Source organism: Streptomyces sp. NPDC102279 (assembly GCF_044766365.1).
Classification (GTDB): domain Bacteria; phylum Actinomycetota; class Actinomycetes; order Streptomycetales; family Streptomycetaceae; genus Streptomyces.
The window spans coordinates 114,854-131,888 of the sequence record NZ_JBIWLU010000018.1; the positions used below are offsets into that span (position 1 = coordinate 114,854).

General features: G+C 70.0%; 14 protein-coding genes and 1 riboswitch. Of the genes, 7 read left to right on the plus strand and 7 right to left on the minus strand.

The window, feature by feature from the left end:
* Nucleotides 1-16: 16 nt before the first annotated feature.
* The 4 genes from ACIRQH_RS36685 to ACIRQH_RS36700 all read right to left on the minus strand — a co-directional run bounded on the left by ACIRQH_RS36685 (nucleotide 17) and on the right by ACIRQH_RS36700 (nucleotide 5,013).
* Nucleotides 17-697, minus strand: a complete 681-nt coding sequence (locus tag ACIRQH_RS36685; RefSeq protein ID WP_404229393.1) for a response regulator — start codon at nucleotides 695-697, stop codon at nucleotides 17-19.
* The gene (locus tag ACIRQH_RS36690; RefSeq protein WP_404229396.1) at nucleotides 694-2,433 is read right to left on the minus strand and encodes an ATP-binding protein; all 1,740 of its coding nucleotides are present in this window, start codon (nucleotides 2,431-2,433) and stop codon (nucleotides 694-696) included. The genes ACIRQH_RS36685 and ACIRQH_RS36690 overlap by 4 nt, the downstream gene beginning before the upstream one ends.
* Before the next feature lie 187 nt (nucleotides 2,434-2,620).
* Nucleotides 2,621-3,565: a sucrase ferredoxin gene (locus tag ACIRQH_RS36695; RefSeq protein WP_358819501.1), complete on the minus strand. Its 945-nt coding sequence runs from the start codon at nucleotides 3,563-3,565 to the stop codon at nucleotides 2,621-2,623.
* Between the two features lie 182 nt (nucleotides 3,566-3,747).
* Nucleotides 3,748-5,013 (minus strand): citrate synthase, encoded by a 1,266-nt coding sequence (locus ACIRQH_RS36700; protein ID WP_388867608.1) that lies wholly within the window; start codon nucleotides 5,011-5,013, stop codon nucleotides 3,748-3,750.
* Between the two features lie 97 nt (nucleotides 5,014-5,110).
* On the opposite strand from ACIRQH_RS36700, the gene ACIRQH_RS36705 reads away from it, so the two are divergent.
* Nucleotides 5,111-6,277, plus strand: coding sequence for a citrate synthase (locus ACIRQH_RS36705; RefSeq protein WP_388867606.1), 1,167 nt, complete (start codon nucleotides 5,111-5,113; stop codon nucleotides 6,275-6,277).
* Between the two features lie 318 nt (nucleotides 6,278-6,595).
* Nucleotides 6,596-6,832: a hypothetical protein gene (locus ACIRQH_RS36710; protein WP_388867603.1), complete on the plus strand. Its 237-nt coding sequence runs from the start codon at nucleotides 6,596-6,598 to the stop codon at nucleotides 6,830-6,832.
* 161 nt (nucleotides 6,833-6,993) lie between these two features.
* On the opposite strand, the gene ACIRQH_RS36715 is transcribed toward ACIRQH_RS36710, so the two are convergent.
* On the minus strand, nucleotides 6,994-7,494 hold the full coding sequence (locus ACIRQH_RS36715; RefSeq protein WP_388867600.1) for a DUF6082 family protein: 501 nt from the start codon (nucleotides 7,492-7,494) through the stop codon (nucleotides 6,994-6,996).
* Between the two features lie 323 nt (nucleotides 7,495-7,817).
* Here ACIRQH_RS36715 and ACIRQH_RS36720 point away from each other — a divergent pair, with 323 nt between their 5' ends.
* The gene (locus ACIRQH_RS36720; protein ID WP_404229401.1) at nucleotides 7,818-8,891 is read left to right on the plus strand and encodes a CobW family GTP-binding protein; all 1,074 of its coding nucleotides are present in this window, start codon (nucleotides 7,818-7,820) and stop codon (nucleotides 8,889-8,891) included.
* A gap of 6 nt (nucleotides 8,892-8,897) precedes the next feature.
* Here ACIRQH_RS36720 and ACIRQH_RS36725 read toward each other — a convergent pair whose 3' ends face one another.
* The gene (locus ACIRQH_RS36725) at nucleotides 8,898-11,357 is read right to left on the minus strand and encodes a DNA topoisomerase (ATP-hydrolyzing) subunit A (protein ID WP_404229404.1); all 2,460 of its coding nucleotides are present in this window, start codon (nucleotides 11,355-11,357) and stop codon (nucleotides 8,898-8,900) included.
* Nucleotides 11,358-11,712: 355 nt separating this feature from the next.
* Here ACIRQH_RS36725 and ACIRQH_RS36730 point away from each other — a divergent pair, with 355 nt between their 5' ends.
* From ACIRQH_RS36730 to ACIRQH_RS36745, 4 genes are all read left to right on the plus strand, one after another.
* Nucleotides 11,713-13,059: a pitrilysin family protein gene (locus tag ACIRQH_RS36730; RefSeq protein ID WP_358819522.1), complete on the plus strand. Its 1,347-nt coding sequence runs from the start codon at nucleotides 11,713-11,715 to the stop codon at nucleotides 13,057-13,059.
* Nucleotides 13,056-14,444 carry a M16 family metallopeptidase gene (locus ACIRQH_RS36735; RefSeq protein WP_388867592.1) on the plus strand — a complete coding sequence of 463 codons (1,389 nt, stop codon included), beginning with the start codon at nucleotides 13,056-13,058 and terminating at the stop codon, nucleotides 14,442-14,444. Before ACIRQH_RS36730 ends, ACIRQH_RS36735 begins: the two co-directional genes overlap by 4 nt.
* 213 nt (nucleotides 14,445-14,657) lie before the next feature.
* A riboswitch (cyclic di-AMP (ydaO/yuaA leader) is annotated at nucleotides 14,658-14,818 on the plus strand.
* Between the two features lie 12 nt (nucleotides 14,819-14,830).
* Nucleotides 14,831-15,595 (plus strand): M23 family metallopeptidase, encoded by a 765-nt coding sequence (locus ACIRQH_RS36740; protein WP_404229406.1) that lies wholly within the window; start codon nucleotides 14,831-14,833, stop codon nucleotides 15,593-15,595.
* Nucleotides 15,596-15,791: 196 nt separating this feature from the next.
* Complete coding sequence (locus ACIRQH_RS36745; protein WP_358819492.1) at nucleotides 15,792-16,487, plus strand: GntR family transcriptional regulator; 696 nt, start codon at nucleotides 15,792-15,794, stop codon at nucleotides 16,485-16,487.
* Between the two features lie 221 nt (nucleotides 16,488-16,708).
* Here ACIRQH_RS36745 and ACIRQH_RS36750 read toward each other — a convergent pair whose 3' ends face one another.
* Nucleotides 16,709-16,990, minus strand: coding sequence for an HPr family phosphocarrier protein (locus tag ACIRQH_RS36750; protein ID WP_081219834.1), 282 nt, complete (start codon nucleotides 16,988-16,990; stop codon nucleotides 16,709-16,711).
* Nucleotides 16,991-17,035: the final 45 nt, after the last annotated feature.

Consider the following 17,035-nt stretch of genomic DNA (forward strand, 5'->3'; position numbering starts at 1 on the left):
CGGTCACTCAGTTTTCTCAGACGCGGGTCGCCCAGACATAGCGATGCTCCGGGCGGCCCGCGTCGCCGTACTTGAGGGTCAGCGTGGCCCTCCCCGTGCGCTCCAGCAGCTTCAGATAGCGCTGAGCGGTCTGCCGGCTCAGTCCGGTCTCCTCGGCGACCTCCTGCGCCGACAGTGGGCCCTCGGCGTCGATCAGGGCGCGCCGCACCAGCCCGGCCGTCGGGGGAGAGTGCCCCTTGGGGAGATCCGGCTCGGCGCTTGCCGAGAGGGTTCCGAAGATCCGGTCCACCTGGGCCTGCTCGGCCTCGCCTCCACCGTCCAGAGTGCGTCTCAGCTCCGCGTACGCCTCCAGCTTGGTGCGCAGTCCGGCGAAGGCGAAGGGCTTGACCAGGTACTGGAGCGCCCCCTGGCGCATGGCCGCCCGGACGGTGGAGATGTCACGGGCCGCGGTCACCATGATCACGTCGGTCTGATGGCCGCGCCGGCGCATCTCCTGGACGACCGCGAGTCCGGTCTCGTCGGGCAGGTAGTGGTCCATGAGGACCAGGTCCAGGTGGGGCAGCTCCTCCACCAGCCCCAGTGCCTCAGCGGCGGTGTGCGCCTCTCCGGCGACGTGGAAACCCGGCACCTTCGCCACGTAGGCGGCGTTGACCCGGGCGACCCGTGTGTCGTCGTCGACGACCAGGACCTCGATCATCGCGACTCCTCCTCGGCGTACCCGGTTTCCGGCACCTCTTCCGTGCTCGCGACTGCCGCGCGCGCGGGATCGACGTTCGCGGCCACGTCCCCGTTCGCCGCCACGTCCCCGAGCGTCCCCGCCGGCGCCTCCGTGAGCGCCTCGGGCAGAACGACGGTGAACTCGGCACCCCCGCCTTCCGCGTCGGACACCTCCGCGCTGCCGCCCTGCCGCTCGGCGAGCCGGCGCACCAGGGAGAGACCGATTCCGCGCTTGCCGTGGGCCGGGGGCTTCTTCGTGCTCCAACCATCGGTGAAGATCAACTCCCGCCGCTCCGCGGGGATGCCTGGTCCGGTGTCCTGGACCCGCAGCACTGCGGTGCGTTCCACCGACCGCAACTCGACCTCCACGCGCGCGTGGGGCGTGCCCGCGACGGCGTCCAGCGCGTTGTCGACGAGGTTCCCCACCACGGTGACGAGCCCGCGCGGATCGACCAGCCGGTCCGGCAGCATCGTCCTGTCCGAGATCCACAACGCCACACCGCGCTCGGCAGCCACCGTCGCCTTGCCCACCAGAAGGGCGGCGAGCAGCGGATCGTGGATCTTCTCGGTGACCTGTTCCGCGGTGACCCTGTGGTCGCCGACCACCTCTCCGACGAACTCCACGGCGTCGTCGTACATCTCCAGTTCGAGCAGCCCCAGGAGCGTGTGCATGCGGTTGGCGTGCTCGTGATCCTGTGCCCGTAGGGCATCGATGAGGCCGTGGGTGGAGTCCAGTTCGCGCCCCAACTGCTCCAGCTCGGTGCGGTCGCGCAACGTGGCGACCGCACCACCGTCGTCGGTGGGCATCCGGTTGGCGACCAGCACGCGCTGGCCGCGGACGGTGAGCAGATCGGTGCCGGTCACCCGCCCGGCGAGTACGTCGGTCGTACGGCCGGCCCCGAGCGCGTCGTCCAGCGGCTGCCCGATGGCCTCGGCACCGACCCCCAGCAGACGCTGCGCCTCGTCGTTCAGGAGGCGCACGCGACCGCCTCGGTCCAGCGCGACCACGCCCTCCCGGATACCGTGCAGCATCGCCTCGCGCTCCGCCAGCAGGGCCGAGATGTCGGAGAACGCCAGGTCACGGGTCTGTCGCTGGACCCTGCGGGAGATCAGATACGCGGCCAGCGCACCGACGGCCAAGGCTCCACCCGCGTACGCGAACAGCCCCGGGATCGCGTCGATCAACCGTGCCCGCACGCTGTCGTACCGGATACCCACCGAAACCGCGCCGATGATCTGGTCGTCGGCGTCGCGCAACGGGACCTTGCCGCGCGCGGAGCGGCCCAGGGTTCCGGTGTCGATCTCCATGACGTCGCGGCCCTCCAGGGCCTTGTGCGGGTTCGTCGAGACCTCCTCGCCGATCTCAGTCGGGTCGGTGTGCGACCACCGGATGCCCCGCGTGTCCATCACGACGACGTACTCGGCGCCGCTTGCCTTCCGTATCCGCTCCGCCTCGGCCTGCACCGGCCCGGTCGTGGAAGGACTCGTGTTCCTGAGGTCCTCGGCGATCTGCGGCTGCACCGCTGTGGTCTGCGCGATCGCGAGGGCGCGCTGCATGGCCTGGTCGTCGAGCTGCGCGCTGAGCGGCGCCAGGAACAGCCCGGTGGCGAGAACGGCCACTCCCGCCGCGATCGCGATCTGCATCAGCAGGACCTGCGAGAACACCCGCCGCGGCATACCGAGTCGCAGTCGTCGTGCGGGGGGAGTAGGGCTCATGCATAGGACCGTACGGGGGCAGGTGCGGCGCGCCGAAGGGGTTGTGGCATGGATCTCTTGATCAATGCCGAACCGGTGCCCGCTCGGAGATCAACGAGAGACGGTATTGATCAACGAGTGACCGGGCGCTGATGCTCGTCGGCTGATCAATGATCGACGGGCGTGGATGCCGGTGAGATGCCGGTGATCAGCAGGCCACGGCGACGACCGTCTCCTCCAGCTGCCGCACTGCCACGACGTCCATCCGGGCCGGGGAACCCAGTGCCGAGCCGCAGCTCTCCGGGCGAGGCGGCAGCGAGCTTCCCTGAGCGACGATGACCCTCCACAGCCGACCGTCGGCGTGGGCCACGGTGACCTCCCACCGCGGAGCGGTTCCGTCGGTGCGGACGACGGTCAGAGCGCCGGCGGCGTGCTCGCCCGCCGCGGTCCGTACGGCCAGTTCGGCCGCTTGGCCGGGCCGCTCCCACGCGGAGTTCCCGCGGCAGCCCTCGGTGACGACCCGGCCCTCCCGGACGCCCTGGAGGATCTCCTTGACGGCGTGGGCTTCAGCACGGCCGTACGCGTATCCGTTCGGCAGTACGAGCACGGTGGGGGAGAACCGATGACCGCCCAGATGAGTGACCTCCCAAGCGCCGTTCACCCCGGAAGCGGCCAGTTCCGCCGCGAGGGGCCGGCCGAGCAGGGCACAGCAGCGGTCGCGCTTTCCGTTGGTGCAGACGAGCGCGAGCGGTTCCTCCGTGTGGGGTCGCGCGTGGAGGACCTCGTCGAAGGACTGCGGGTCGCCCTGCCCGAGCGCGGCGAAGTCGAGGCCGAGCAGCAGTTCAGGGTCGCCGGCCATGGCGCCGTGCAGCCATACGTTTCCCGGCGCGGTGTGGGCCGCATAGATGTGCCGTTCGGCGGGCGTGCCGCAGTCCGCGTGGCGCCCGGGGTGGCGGATCAGCGCGATCCGCACGCCTGTGCCCTGCGCGGCCGCCTCGAGGGCGCGGCCGAGCGTGGGGTCCAGGTGGCTCGATGTGAGCGCCTTGGCGCCCCAGGGCCCGGGCTGCTCGATCAGCAGCCATGTCCTCGCGGTGGCCGCGGTCCCAGCCATGGGCTCGTCGAGATGCCGCGACGCGCTTGTGCACGTACTCACAGAGGTGAGCCTAACCTGACTTCGTCCAGGGCGACTTCTCGTCGCGTGCACGTGCGGCGATCTCGGGGCGGTGCATAGCCGTTCGGGCGTGAGAGGGAGCGGGCGCCGGGGCAGCGCCCGCTCGGTGCTCTCCTCTTGGGCGGAGGGCGGAGGGCGGAGGGCGGAGGGCGAAGGGCGGAGTCCTAGAGGCCGCTGGGGAGCGGCTGCGGCGGACGTTCGCCTACGTAGTGGCCGCTCGGGCGCATCCTCAGCGGGCGCTCCGCGTACTCCTCCAGGGTGTGCGCGATCCAGCCCGCCGTCCGGGCGACGGCGAAGATCGTCTCTCCGGCGGAGGCCGGCATGCCGGACGAGACGGTGAAGGCGGCCAGCGCGAGGTCGACATTGGCGTGCAGGGGTGCGTGCCGGGCGGTGGTCGCCACGACGTCGTGCGCCGCCGCCACGGCTGGCGCCGCACCGGGTACGTCCTCCAGGAGGGCGAACAAGGCACGCGCGCGGGGATCCTCGCCGGTGTAGAGCCGGTGGCCGAGTCCGGGGACGCGGCGCCCGGCGCGCAGCTCGTCCGCGATCACGGGGGCCGCGGTTCCCTGGTCCAGCACGTCGAGGAGCAATCGGTGCGCGAGGCCGCTGGCCGCTCCGTGCAGCGGACCTTCGAGGACGCCCAGTCCCGCCGACACGGCTGCGTAGGGGTGCGCGCGGGCCGACGCCGCGACCCGGACCGCCAGGGTCGACGCGGCCAGGTCGTGGTCCACCAGCAGGCCGAGCGCCGTGTCCAGGACGCGCAGTGACGGGTCGTCGGGCGCACGTCCGGTGAGCCTCGCCCACAGCCGACGGGCCAGAGGACCCTCGTCGCGGTGGTCACGTCGGACGGGGGGCAGTGCGGCGACGAGGGTGGGGATGAGGGTTCGCCCGGTGCCGAGTACGGCGTTCTCGGAGAGGTCGAAGCGGAGCGGGTCGGCCGCCGCCGCGGCGATCGCGGCGACGCGCAGGCGGTCGGTGGGACCGCTGTGCTCGGGCAACGCGTCGACGCTGTGCCGAGCGGCGGTCACCGAAGCCTCCGGGGCCGTGAACGTGACACCCGGGCGCAGCTCGCCGGTCCAGAGCCATTCGGCGATCTCTTCGTAGGAGTGGTGTGCCGCCAGCTCCGTCGCGTCGACGCCACGGAAGTAGTACCGGTCCTTGTCGATCAGAGTGAGGCGCGTCCGGACGGACAGCTCGCCCGGACTTCCCGAACTACCGCTGCCCTCACGTCTGTTGCGTCGGGCGAGTGCCTCCACCTCCTCGGCGTCGAAAGTGCTTCCGCGCCCTCCCGACTCGCGCCGGCTGCCCAGCTGTCCACGGCTCACGTAGGCGTAGACGGTTTCCGGCTTCACGCCGAGCAGCTCGGCCGTCTCCTTGGTGCTGAGTCGTCGGCCCTCGTGCGCTGGCGTTGCCGCTTCTCGATCCCTCATGGGCGCCACCGTATCTGTGGATCGTTATATTGATTAGATCAATATTGACATCAGTAGAGTCAAGCATGGACAGTCGAATCAAGTCCAGGGAGGAAACATGCCGATCAACCGCACCGCGTCCACCTCCGTCGACGTACCGCGAGGACTCGCGGGCGTCGTCGTCACCGACACCGAACTGGGTGACGTCAGGGGGCTGGAGGGCTTCTACCACTACCGTCAGTACTCGGCCGTCGAACTCGCGCAGACCCGTGGCTTCGAGGACGTCTGGCATCTGTTGGCGCACGGCGAACTGCCCGACGCGACGCAGCGCGCAGCCTTCATGGAACGGACCGCGGGGCTGCGCGGACTGCCGGAGGACGTGCGCACCGCACTGCCGGCCATTGCCGCGGCGACTGGCCTCTCCGGACCGCTCGCGGGACTGCGTACCGCGTTGTCGCTGCTCGGGGCCTCGCTCGGGTTCCGGCCGGTCTACGACATCGACGCGGAGCGGCGTCGCAACGACGGCCTCGCGGCGGCGGCGACCGTCCCGACCCTGCTCACCGCGCTGTACCGGATCGGGCAGGGACTGGAGCCGGTCGAACCTCGCGCAGACCTCGGCTATGCGGCCAACTACCTGTACATGCTCACGGGTTCGGAGCCGGACACGCACCGGGCTCGTGCAGTTGAGCAATACCTCATTTCAACCATTGATCACGGATTCAATGCATCAACGTTCACGGCACGGGTGATCGCGTCGACGGGCGCGGACGTCGCGGCCTGCCTCGTAGGTGCGGTCGGAGCGCTGTCCGGGCCCCTGCACGGGGGTGCTCCCAGCCGTGCGCTGGACACACTCGACGCGATCGGGACCCCCGACCGCATCGACGGCTGGATCCGTGAGCGTGTCCTCGCCGGCGACCGCATCATGGGGTTCGGGCACCCCGTCTACCGCACGGAGGACCCGCGTTCGCGGATGCTCCGAGGTATCGCCCAGGAGTTCGGCGGCCCCCTCGTCGACTTCGCCGTCGAAGTGGAACACCGCGTGGAGGGGATCCTCGCCGAGCTGAAGCCGGGCCGCGAACTGCACACCAACGTGGAGTTCTACGCCGGTGTCGTCATGGAACTCTGCGGGCTCCCCCGGGAGATGTTCACACCCACGTTCGCCGCCGCCCGCGTGGTCGGCTGGAGCGCGAACATCCTGGAACAGGCGGAGGACTCGAAGATCATCCGCCCGGCGGCCCGTTATGTGGGGCCTGTTCCGCCGGTCGCGGTGCCCCTGCTGGGCTGAGGAGTTCGGCCGATGAGAAGGGTCGGCGTGGCGACATCCCGGACCTGGGGTCTCCGCGCGCGACGGGACGGTCCTCGCGGGTCAACAACGCCCCCGGAAGTTCACCCGTGTTGCTTGCTCGTTTTCAAGGACCACAGGCAACGTGAGGCGATACCTTTGGCGCGCCCAGACCTCTGCGCACTCCGACGGAACACCCCTGCGCTCGGAGACTATTGCCTCCGACGAGCACCTCCGCTCGGAGGTTTTTTCGCTCCGAGAAACCACCGCTCGGTTGCGGTCCCCTTGCCGATTCCGAGTCATAAAGGTTGGTATTACCAAGTGAAGATCGTGCGACGTGTCGGGGCTACTCCACGCGAACGTGGCAGCGCCACGGGCCAGTCCTGCCCTGACATCTTCGAGCTCAGTGACGGCGACTTCGCGGTCATCGGGCGCGAGGCCACCCGTGAGCTCGACCCGGAGCTCCCTGCCGACGCCGCACGGGCCGACTATGAGCGGATCGTGGTCATCTCACGCGATACGTTGCTGCGCGCCAAGAAAGACATTCCGGACGCCTGAGCCGACTGGCTGCCCCGTTCCGAATCTCTTCTCCATGCATGACCTCGCCGACTTCAAGGCGAGGAAGAGGCCCGGTATCACCTGACGCCGGGCCTTTCACGCGTCCGGATGCGGCTTCGGGTGCATGGTGTGAGGGCGCCGACCGGCGTGAGGCGCGAGAACTACTCCTCGTCCGGCTCCCCGATGACCCACCATTCATCGGCCTCGGCATCCGCCTGATCCTGGATCAGGGTGTCCATCATCCGGCCCAGTTGGGCCTCGTCGGACGCGTCGGGCAGGCTCTTGCGATGGTGCTGCGTAGCCGCCCAGTAGTCACGGAAGACGGGGTTCTGGCACATGATCCGGAAGTGGCCATGAAGCTCCGCTCGGTTCAGCGCCCCGATCCGGTGGAAGTACAGGGCGTTGATGTAGAGCGCGTTCGCGAAGAGGTACTGGCGTTGCTTCTCGGGTCCGATCTCGGTCTCGTACGTGTTGAGGACGGCGGCGAGGGCGGGATCGTCCATGGCCTTGCACAACAGGTCGAAGTGGAGGCGGTGCTGCTCGGTGAGCACGGCTCGCCTGCGGTGTCGCGAGCCGCGTTCCTTCACGGCATGGGCCGCGACGCCGATCCCGGCCCGGGCGGCCGAGCCGAACCTCCGTATCGCGGAACTCTGTGTGGCCATGTCAACCCCCGAATTAGGCGACCGTCCGCCGGTCGTCGGTTGTGGGGCGACAGGGAGCGGACCGGCGAGCGGTGGGCGGCGCGCTTGCCGTCTCCCAGTCTTGCCGAGCGGCTCTGATCGGCAGGGAGGCGGAGAGGAGGCGCACGGAGGGACGTGCGGGTCGCGTTTCCCGGCGCCATGCCCAACGTGTGCCCCGCGAGCGCCGCGGACAATCGTTCAGTCAGGGGCGCTTCCTCCCACTCGTATGCTGGGGCGGTATTCGTTCCCCGCGTGAGCGCCGGTCCCGTGAGCCGGTGCGCGCGCAGGTCTCAGAGAGGCGCACGTTGAGTCAGTCGAGTTCGCGGCAGATCCCGGTCATCGTCCTCGCGGGCTTCCTGGGCTCCGGCAAGACCACGTTGCTCAACCACCTCCTGCACCGCAGTGGCGGCAGCCGTATCGGAGCCGTCGTCAACGACTTCGGGGCGATCGAGATCGACGCGATGGCAGTGGCCGGAGCGCTCGGCGACTCCACCGTCTCGCTCGGCAACGGGTGCCTGTGCTGTGCCGTCGACGTCAGCGAACTTGATCAATATCTTGATCGGCTCGCTCAACCCTCCGCCCGGATCGACGTCATCGTCATCGAGGCGAGCGGGCTCGCCGAACCCCAGGAACTCGTCCGCATGGTGCTGGCCAGCGAGCATCCGGGAATCGTCTACGGGGGACTCGTCGAGGTCGTCGACGCCGCCGAGTTCGACGGCACGCGCGAGAAGCATCCCGAGATCGACCGGCACCTCGCCCTCGCCGATCTCGTCGTCGTGAACAAGACCGACCGGGCCGAGGACGGGGAGCGGGTGCTGCGCGTCGTCCGGGACCTGGCCGACCGGGCGGCGGTCGTCCCGGCCACCTACGGCCGCGTGGACCCCGAGTTCCTCTTCGACTGCAGGCCGAGCGAGGAGCGCATCGGCCAACTGTCCTTCGACGATCTCCACGACCAGGAGGACGACGGTCGGCAGGTGGGGGACGGTCACCGGGACGGCCCGCACGCGGGCCATCTGCACACCGCCTACACGTCCCTCGCGTTCACCTCCGACGTGTCGATGGACCCCCGGCGCCTGATGGCCTTCCTCGACAGCAGGCCGGAGGGGCTCTACCGGATCAAGGGGTACGTGGACTTCGGTGTTCAGGACACCCGCAACCGGTACGCCGTGCACGCCGTGGGGCGGTTCCTGCGGTTCTATCCCGAGCTCTGGGCCGACGCGGACCGGCGGCTGACCCAGCTCGTTCTCATCGGGTCCGGCATCGACACGGCAGCTCTCACCAAGGAGCTGGAGGCGTGCAAGGAGGACGCCCCACACGCCGACGAACACAGCATGTGGGGCGTCCTCCGCTACGTGCGGGAGCCGGACTCCGAGAGCTGACCCGGGCTACACCGGGCCCGCCACCACCGACACCGTCCGGCCCAGGGAGATGCCCGAGCCGTCACGGCGCGGGTCGATCTCCGGCAGGTCGACGGGCGTGCCGTTCCTCTGCGCCGCGCGTCCCGGCGTCGGGCCCGTCCAGGCGAGGGACAGGCAGTCCTCGCCCTTCAGGAAGCGCTGGCAGCGCACGCCGCCCGTCGCGCGTCCCTTGCGGGGGTACTGGTCCAACGGGGTCAGCTTGGCCGTGGTCTGGACGGAGTCGTCCAGCGTCCCGCGCGAGCCGGCCACCGTGAACACCACCGCGTCCACTGCCGGGTCGACGGCCGCGAAGGAGATCACCTTCGCGCCGTCGGTCAGCTTGATGCCCGCCATGCCGCCCGCGGCACGGCCCTGCGGTCGGACCTGCGAGGCCTGGTAGCGCAGCAACTGGGCGTCGTCCGCGATGAAGACCAGGTCCTCCTCGCCGGTGCGCAGCTCGACCGCGCCGACGATCCGGTCCCCGTCCTTGAGGGTGATGACCTCCAACTCCTCCTTGTTCGAGGGGTAGTCGGGCACCACACGCTTGACGACACCCTGCTCCGTGCCGATCGCCAGGCCGGGCGACGACTCGTCGAGCGTGGTCAGGCAGATCACCGTCTCCTTGGGCTCCAGGGTGGACAGGAACTCCGAGACCGGGGCGCCTCCGGAGAGGTTGGGCGCCGCCGCCGTCTCCGGCAGCCGTGGGAGGTCGATCACGTTCAGGCGGAGGAGACGGCCCAGGGACGTGACGACGCCGATCTCGCCGCGTGCCGTCGCCGGCACCACCGAGACGATCACGTCGTGCTTGGTGCGCTTGCCGTCCGGGTCCTGCTCGAAGGGGTCGCCGTTCGCCGTGCGGGCCAGCAGTCCCGTCGAGGACAGCAGCACCCGGCACGGGTCGTCGGCCACCTGGAGCGAGACGGTCGGGGCCGGCGAGCCGGCGGACTCCAGGAGCACCGTGCGCCGGTCGGTGCCGAACTTCTTGGCCACCGCGGCCAGTTCGCCCGAGACGAGCTTGCGCAGCTCCGCGTCCGAATCGAGGATCCCGGTCAGCTCGTCGATCTCGCCCGTCAGGCGGTCGCGCTCCGACTCGAGCTCGATGCGGTCGAAGCGGGTCAGGCGGCGCAGCGGCGTGTCCAGGATGTACTGCGTCTGGATCTCGGAGAGGGAGAAGTGCTCGATCAGGCGTTCCTTGGCCTGAGCCGAGTTGTCGCTGGAGCGGATGAGGCGGATGACCTCGTCGATGTCCAGGAGGGCGACGAGGAGGCCCTCGACCAGGTGCAGCCGGTCGCGCTTCTTGCCGCGCCGGAACTCGCTGCGACGGCGGACGACGGTGAACCGGTGGTCGAGGTAGACCTCCAGCAGTTCCTTGAGGCCGAGCGTGAGCGGCTGGCCGTCCACCAGGGCCACGTTGTTGATACCGAAGGACTCCTCCATCGGCGTCAGCTTGTAGAGCTGCTCGAGGACCGCCTCCGGCACGAAGCCGTTCTTGATCTCGATGACCAGACGCAGACCGTGGGCACGGTCGGTGAGGTCCTTCACGTCGGCGATGCCCTGGAGCTTCTTCGCGCCGACCAGGTCCTTGATCTTGGCGATCACCTTCTCCGGGCCGACGGTGAAGGGCAGTTCGGTGACGACGAGGCCCTTGCGGCGGGCCGTGACGTCCTCCACCGACACCGTGGCGCGGATCTTGAAGGTGCCGCGGCCCGTCTCGTAGGCGTCTCTGATCCCGGAGAGGCCGACGATCCGGCCGCCGGTGGGCAGGTCGGGGCCCGGGACGTGCTTCATCAGGGTCTCGAGGTCGGCCCCCGGGTACCGGATGAGGTGCCGGGCGGCCGCGATGACCTCGCCGAGGTTGTGCGGCGGCATGTTGGTGGCCATACCGACGGCGATGCCCGACGATCCGTTGACCAGGAGGTTCGGGAAGGCGGCCGGAAGGGCCACCGGCTCCCGCTCCTGGCCGTCGTAGTTGGGCGTGAAGTCGACCGTGTCCTCGTCGATCGACTCGGTCATCAACGACGTCGCGTCGGCCATCCGGGCCTCGGTGTAACGCATCGCGGCCGGCGGGTCGTCGTTGCCGAGCGAGCCGAAGTTGCCGTGGCCGTCGACCAGGGGCACGCGCATGGAGAAGGGCTGCGCGAGTCGCACCAAGGCGTCGTAGATCGACGCGTCTCCGTGCGGGTGGAGCTTACCCATGACCTCGCCGACGACGCGGGCACACTTCACGTAGCCGCGGTCGGGGCGCAGGCCCATCTCGTTCATCTGGTACACGATGCGACGGTGTACCGGCTTGAGGCCGTCGCGGGCGTCCGGCAGGGCTCGCGAGTAGATGACCGAGTACGCGTATTCGAGGAAGGAGCCCTGCATCTCGTCCACGACGTCGATGTCGAGGATCTTCTCCTCGTACGAGTCGTCGGGCGGCGGGGTCTTCGTGCTGCGGCGGGCCATCGCTGCTGCGGCTCCTTCACAGTCTCTGCCGGGGCATGAACGGGTTCTGACGCGCACCATTGTGGACCGCCCCGCTGACAACGCGGACCGCGACCCGTCCGTAGCGGCCTCCCGGAGCGCCCCGAGGCCCCTGTCACGACCGTTCCCGAGACGTCGTCGTGGCCGCCGCCTGACCCCTGCCGCACCCACCCCGCCCCCGTGTCCGGAAGGTTCTCGGGGGCGTGCGAGGGGCGCTCGCGGTTCTCGCTCTCGGCGTACGAGGTGCGGGAACTTCGCCAGGCGTCCACACGCTTGCATACAGTGGCAGGACCGACAGGAATGACGCAGTTCCGCGATCGAAGGGACGTACATGCCCATGGGTCACACGGCCACAGCTGAGGCAGGCTCCGGCGGCCTGACAGCGACCGAGCACCGCCTGGCCAACGGCCTGCGTGTGGTGCTCTCCGAGGACCATCTGACCCCGGTCGCGGCGGTGTGCCTCTGGTACGACGTCGGCTCGCGCCACGAGGTCAAGGGCCGGACCGGGCTCGCCCACCTCTTCGAGCACCTGATGTTCCAGGGCTCCAAGCAGGTCCACGGAAACGGGCACTTCGAACTCGTCCAGGGCGCTGGTGGCTCGCTCAACGGCACGACGAGTTTCGAGCGCACCAACTACTTCGAGACCATGCCCACCCACCAGCTGGAGCTCGCGCTCTGGCTGGAGGCCGACCGCATGGGATCGCTGCTCGCCGCGCTGGACGACGAGTCCATGGAGAACCAGCGCGACGTCGTGAAGAACGAGCGCCGCCAGCGTTACGACAACGTTCCGTACGGCACAGCGTTCGAGAAGCTGACCTCGCTCGCGTACCCCGAGGGCCACCCGTACCACCACACCCCGATCGGGTCGATGGCGGACCTGGACGCGGCGACCCTGGAGGACGCCCGCGCGTTCTTCCGCACGTACTACGCGCCCAACAACGCGGTTCTGTCGGTCGTCGGCGACATCGACCCGGAGCAGACGCTCGCCTGGGTCGAGAAGTACTTCGGCTCCGTGATCGGACACGACGGCAAGCCCGCCCCGCGTGACGGCTCGCTGCCCGAGACGATCGGCGAGCAGCTGCGCGAGGTCGTCGAGGAAGAGGTCCCGGCGCGCGCCCTGATGGCCGCCTACCGCCTCCCGGAGGACGGCACGCGCGCGTGCGACGCGGCCGACCTGGCCCTCACCGTCCTCGGCGGCGGCGAGTCCTCCCGGCTCTACAACCGGCTCGTACGCCGTGACCGCACCGCCGTCGCCGCCGGCTTCGGCCTGCTGCGGCTCGCCGGCGCGCCCTCCCTGGGGTGGCTGGACGTGAAGACGTCCGGTGACGTCGAGGTCCCGGTCATCGAGGCCGCCGTCGACGAGGAGCTCGCCCGGTTCGCCGAGGAGGGTCCGACGGCCGAGGAAATGGAGCGCGCGCAGGCCCAGTTGGAGCGCGAGTGGCTGGACCGCCTCGGCACGGTCGCGGGCCGGGCGGACGAACTGTGCCGGTACGCCGTCCTGTTCGGCGACCCGCAGCTCGCCCTGACCGCCGTACAGCGCGTCCTGGAGGTCACCGCCGAGGAGGTCCAGGAGGTCGCCAAGGCCCGCCTGCGTCCCGACAACCGTGCCGTGCTCGTCTACGAGCCCACCGCCCCCGAAGCCACCGACGCCGCTGACGACACCGACGAGGAGGCGGCGAAGTGACCGAGCTCGCCACCATGGACTTCCATCCGCAGCCCCAGGCCGGCCGGCCGAAGCCGTGGGCGTTCCCCGCCCCGGAGCGCGGCACCCTGGACAACGGCCTGACCGTCCTGCGCTGCCACCGCCCCGGCCAGCAGGTCGTCGCCGTCGAGGTGATCCTCGCCGCGCCGCTGGAGGCCGAGCCCGCGGGCTTGGACGGCCTCGCCACGATCATGGCCCGCGCCTTCTCCGAGGGCACGGACAAGCACTCGGCCGAGGACTTCGCCGCCGAACTGGAGCGCTGCGGCGCCACGCTCGACGCGCACGCCGACCACCCCGGTGTCCGGCTGTCCCTCGAAGTGCCCGTCTCGCGTCTGCCCAAGGGCCTCGGCCTGCTCGCCGACGCCCTGCGCGCACCGGCCTTCGCGGACAGCGAGATCGAGCGCCTGGTGCGCAACCGGCTCGACGAGATCCCGCACGAGACGGCCAACCCGGGCCGCCGCGCGGCCAAGGAGCTCTCCCGGCAGCTGTTCCCGGCGACGGCGCGCATGTCGCGCCCGCGTCAGGGCACCGAGGAGACCGTCGAGAAGATCGACTCCGCGGCCGTGCGGTCCTTCTACGAGAAGCACGTACGTCCCGCGACGGCCACCGCCGTGGTGGTCGGCGACCTCACCGACGTGGACGTGGACGCGCTGCTCGGTGACACCCTCGGCTCCTGGACCGGCTCGACCGCCGAGCCGCGCCCGGTGCCGCCGGTGAACGCCGACGACACGGGCCGGGTGATCATCGTGGACCGCCCCGGCGCCGTCCAGACGCAGCTGCTGATCGGGCGGGTCGGCGCCGACCGGCACGACCGTGTGTGGCCGGCCCAGGTGCTCGGCACCTACTGCCTCGGCGGCACCCTCACCTCGCGCCTGGACCGTGTCCTGCGCGAGGAGAAGGGCTATACGTACGGGGTGCGGGCGTTCGGCCAGGTCCTGCGTTCCGCGCCGGACGGCACCGGTGCCGCGATGCTCGCCATCAGCGGCTCGGTGGACACCCCGAACACCGGCCCGGCGCTCGATGACCTGTGGAAGGTGCTCCGCACCCTCGCGGCCGATGGACTGACCGACGCGGAGCGCGACGTCGCCGTGCAGAACCTGGTGGGCGTGGCGCCCCTCAAGTTCGAGACCGCCGCGGCCGTCGCGGGCACGCTCGCCGACCAGGTCGAGCAGTACCTGCCGGACGACTACCAGTCGACGCTCTATCAGCAACTGGCCGCCACCGGCACGGTGGAGGCCACCGCGGCCGCCGTCAGCGCCTTCCCGACGGACCGTCTGGTGACCGTCCTGGTGGGCGACGCCGCACAGATCGAGGAGCCGGTCAGGGCCCTCGGCATCGGTGAAGTCACCGTGGTCACAGCCGAGTAGGGCCGTGTGACCGAGATGGGCCCTGGTGACTGAAGAGTCACCGGGGCCCTCTTTTACGCGGACATCACCCCCAAGATGTCCGTATTGGTACGGACGTTGCCTTCTGTGCTGTGGGATGCGCTACAAAAAACGTGATCCGTTTGTTGTTCGAAAGAGGTCGCGTTTAGCGTCAGTGCGGCTGTTCGTCAGGCAGTGCGCCGCGCCCGCGGCACCGGACAGTCATCGCCGAGTCCCCGCATGGCGCGAGCCAGGGGAGCCGGGGACCCACACGTAGTCCCTGGGGTGAATCGGACGCCCTCCCCGGAGGGGGTCCGTAGGAGACCTTCCTGCTCCGAACCCGTCAGCTAACCCGGTAGGCGAGAAGGAAGGAAAGGATCAGCCCTTACATGGCGTTCACCTGTGGCACCGGGAAGCATCGTCGTCCGAGCCGCGTGCAGCGCACCACGAAGAACGCCGTCGGCGTCGCGGCCCTCACCACCACCGGTGTCCTCGGAACCCTCGCGGCACCCGCGTTCGCCGCCGAACCGTCCGCCGAACAGACCGGGCTGAACCAGGCCATCACCATCGGTGACTCCGTCGCCGAGCAGATCGACGCGCAGGCCGACGCCCAGCAGCACGCCGCCGACGTGGCCGCCGCGCGGGAGAAGGCCGAACAGGCCGCGCGCAAGAAGGCCGCCGAGCAGGCGGCGAAGGCCCGCGAGGCCAAGGAGCGCGCCGCCCGCGCCGCCGAGCGCAAGCGCCTCAACACCTTCGTCATGCCGATCACCGGCTCGTACGTCTCCACCGGCTACAAGACCGGCGGCAGCCTCTGGTCGTCCGGCAGCCACACCGGTGTCGACTTCCACGCGGCGTCGGGCACCTCGGTGCACACCGTCGGCGCCGGTACCGTCGTCACGGCCGGCTGGGGCGGCGCCTACGGGAATCAAGTAGTGATCAAGATGCACGACGGCACGTACACCATGTACGGGCACCTGTCGTCCATCGGTGTCTCGGTGGGCCAGACGGTCACCCCGGGCCAGCAGATCGCGATCTCCGGCTCGACCGGCAACACCACGGGACCGCACCTCCACTTCGAGGCGCGCACCACCGCGGAGTACGGCTCCGACATGGACCCCGTCGCGTACCTCCGTTCGCACGGCGTGAACGTCTGACGACCGCTTCGCGGCTTCTCCACCGTTTTCGTTGCCCCGGCTCACCGAGTCGGGGCATCGTCGTTTCCGGAGGCCGTCTGTCCAAAAAATATCCATGGATTCAGGCCCCCCATCGGAAATTAAGGCTTCCTGCAATAGAGTCACTGAACAAGCGTCAATCGATGGCGTTTCGCGGGGATTAAGCGGAGGTCCGGTCATGCGTATTCCGGCGCACTCGGTATGCACGGCGATCCGCGACGACATCGTCGCGGGCGTCTACGAGCGTGGCGGCCGGCTCACCGAGGAACTGCTCGCGCGGCGCTACGGCGTCTCGCGCGTCCCCGTGCGCGAGGCCCTGCGCACCCTGGAGGCCGAGGGCTTCGTGGTCACCCGGCGGCACGCGGGGGCCTGTGTGGCCGAGCCCAGCGAGCAGGAGGGCGCGGATCTCCTGGAGATGCGCATGCTGCTGGAGCCGCTGGGTGCCGCGCGCGCCGCGCAGCGCCGTACGGAGGCCCACCTCAAGGTGCTCCGAGGGCTGGTCAGGCTGGGGCAGGAGCGCTCCAGGCGGGGCAACAGCGAGGATCTGCGCTCGCTGGGCGGCTGGTTCCACGAGACGCTCGCACAGGCCTCGGGCAGCCCCGCGCTGACGTCGACGCTGTCCCAGCTGCGGCACAAGATCGCCTGGATGTACGTGGTCGAGGCGCCGGCCAACCCCGCGGAGTCCTGGGCGGAGCACGGCGGCATCGTGGACGCGGTCGCCCGCGGGGACGGCGAGAGGGCCCGCGCGATCACTGCTCTGCACGCGGAGCGCGCGACGGTGGCGCACCGACTGCGATTTCCCGCCGGCGGTGACCGGCAGGACCGTGTGAGGACTTCGCAACATCCCGTAAACATGTTGGGCCAGCGTCATTAACACGGGCGCCGTATACAAAGAAGGTTATTCGGCGGGGCTCTATTTCCGCTGCCGTTTTATTCGCGTGCCCGGAATTTCGGGCACGCGTTCTTTTCGTTCGCGCCGTATGTGATCCGGACGTGTCGTCGTGAATTCCGGGACGGCGTACGGAAACGGCTGAGCCGCGCCCCCGGCGAGGGGTGACGCGGCTCAGCCGTGTGATGTCCGAGTGCCTCGCGGGCTCAGACGGTCTCGGGGAGCTCGTCGAGCCCCTCGGCGACCAGCTTCGCCAGACGGTCGAGGGCGGCGTCCGCGCCCTCGGCGTCCGACGCGAGGACGATCTCCTCGCCGCCCTGGGCGCCCAGACCGAGGACCGCCAGCATGGAGGCCGCGTTGACGGGGTTGCCGTCGGCCTTGGCGATCGTCACGGGGACGCCGGAAGCCGTGGTGGCCCGGACGAAGATGGAAGCGGGGCGGGCGTGGAGGCCCTCAGCCCAGCCGACGTTGACGCGGCGCTCAGCCATGTGATGCTGCCCTTCAGCTGTTCAGGGTTGTCTAGACCAGTGTCC

Coding starts and splice junctions, on each gene's coding strand:
- ACIRQH_RS36685 (WP_404229393.1), bottom strand. CDS start 697: ATGATCGAGGTCCTGGTCGTCGACGACGACACACGGGTCGCCCGGGTC.
- ACIRQH_RS36690 (WP_404229396.1), bottom strand. CDS start 2,433: ATGAGCCCTACTCCCCCCGCACGACGACTGCGACTCGGTATGCCGCGG.
- ACIRQH_RS36700 (WP_388867608.1), bottom strand. CDS start 5,013: ATGAGGGATCGAGAAGCGGCAACGCCAGCGCACGAGGGCCGACGACTC.
- ACIRQH_RS36705 (WP_388867606.1), top strand. CDS start 5,111: ATGCCGATCAACCGCACCGCGTCCACCTCCGTCGACGTACCGCGAGGA.
- ACIRQH_RS36715 (WP_388867600.1), bottom strand. CDS start 7,494: ATGGCCACACAGAGTTCCGCGATACGGAGGTTCGGCTCGGCCGCCCGG.
- ACIRQH_RS36725 (WP_404229404.1), bottom strand. CDS start 11,357: ATGGCCCGCCGCAGCACGAAGACCCCGCCGCCCGACGACTCGTACGAG.
- ACIRQH_RS36730 (WP_358819522.1), top strand. CDS start 11,713: ATGGGTCACACGGCCACAGCTGAGGCAGGCTCCGGCGGCCTGACAGCG.
- ACIRQH_RS36740 (WP_404229406.1), top strand. CDS start 14,831: ATGGCGTTCACCTGTGGCACCGGGAAGCATCGTCGTCCGAGCCGCGTG.
- ACIRQH_RS36745 (WP_358819492.1), top strand. CDS start 15,792: ATGCGTATTCCGGCGCACTCGGTATGCACGGCGATCCGCGACGACATC.
- ACIRQH_RS36750 (WP_081219834.1), bottom strand. CDS start 16,990: ATGGCTGAGCGCCGCGTCAACGTCGGCTGGGCTGAGGGCCTCCACGCC.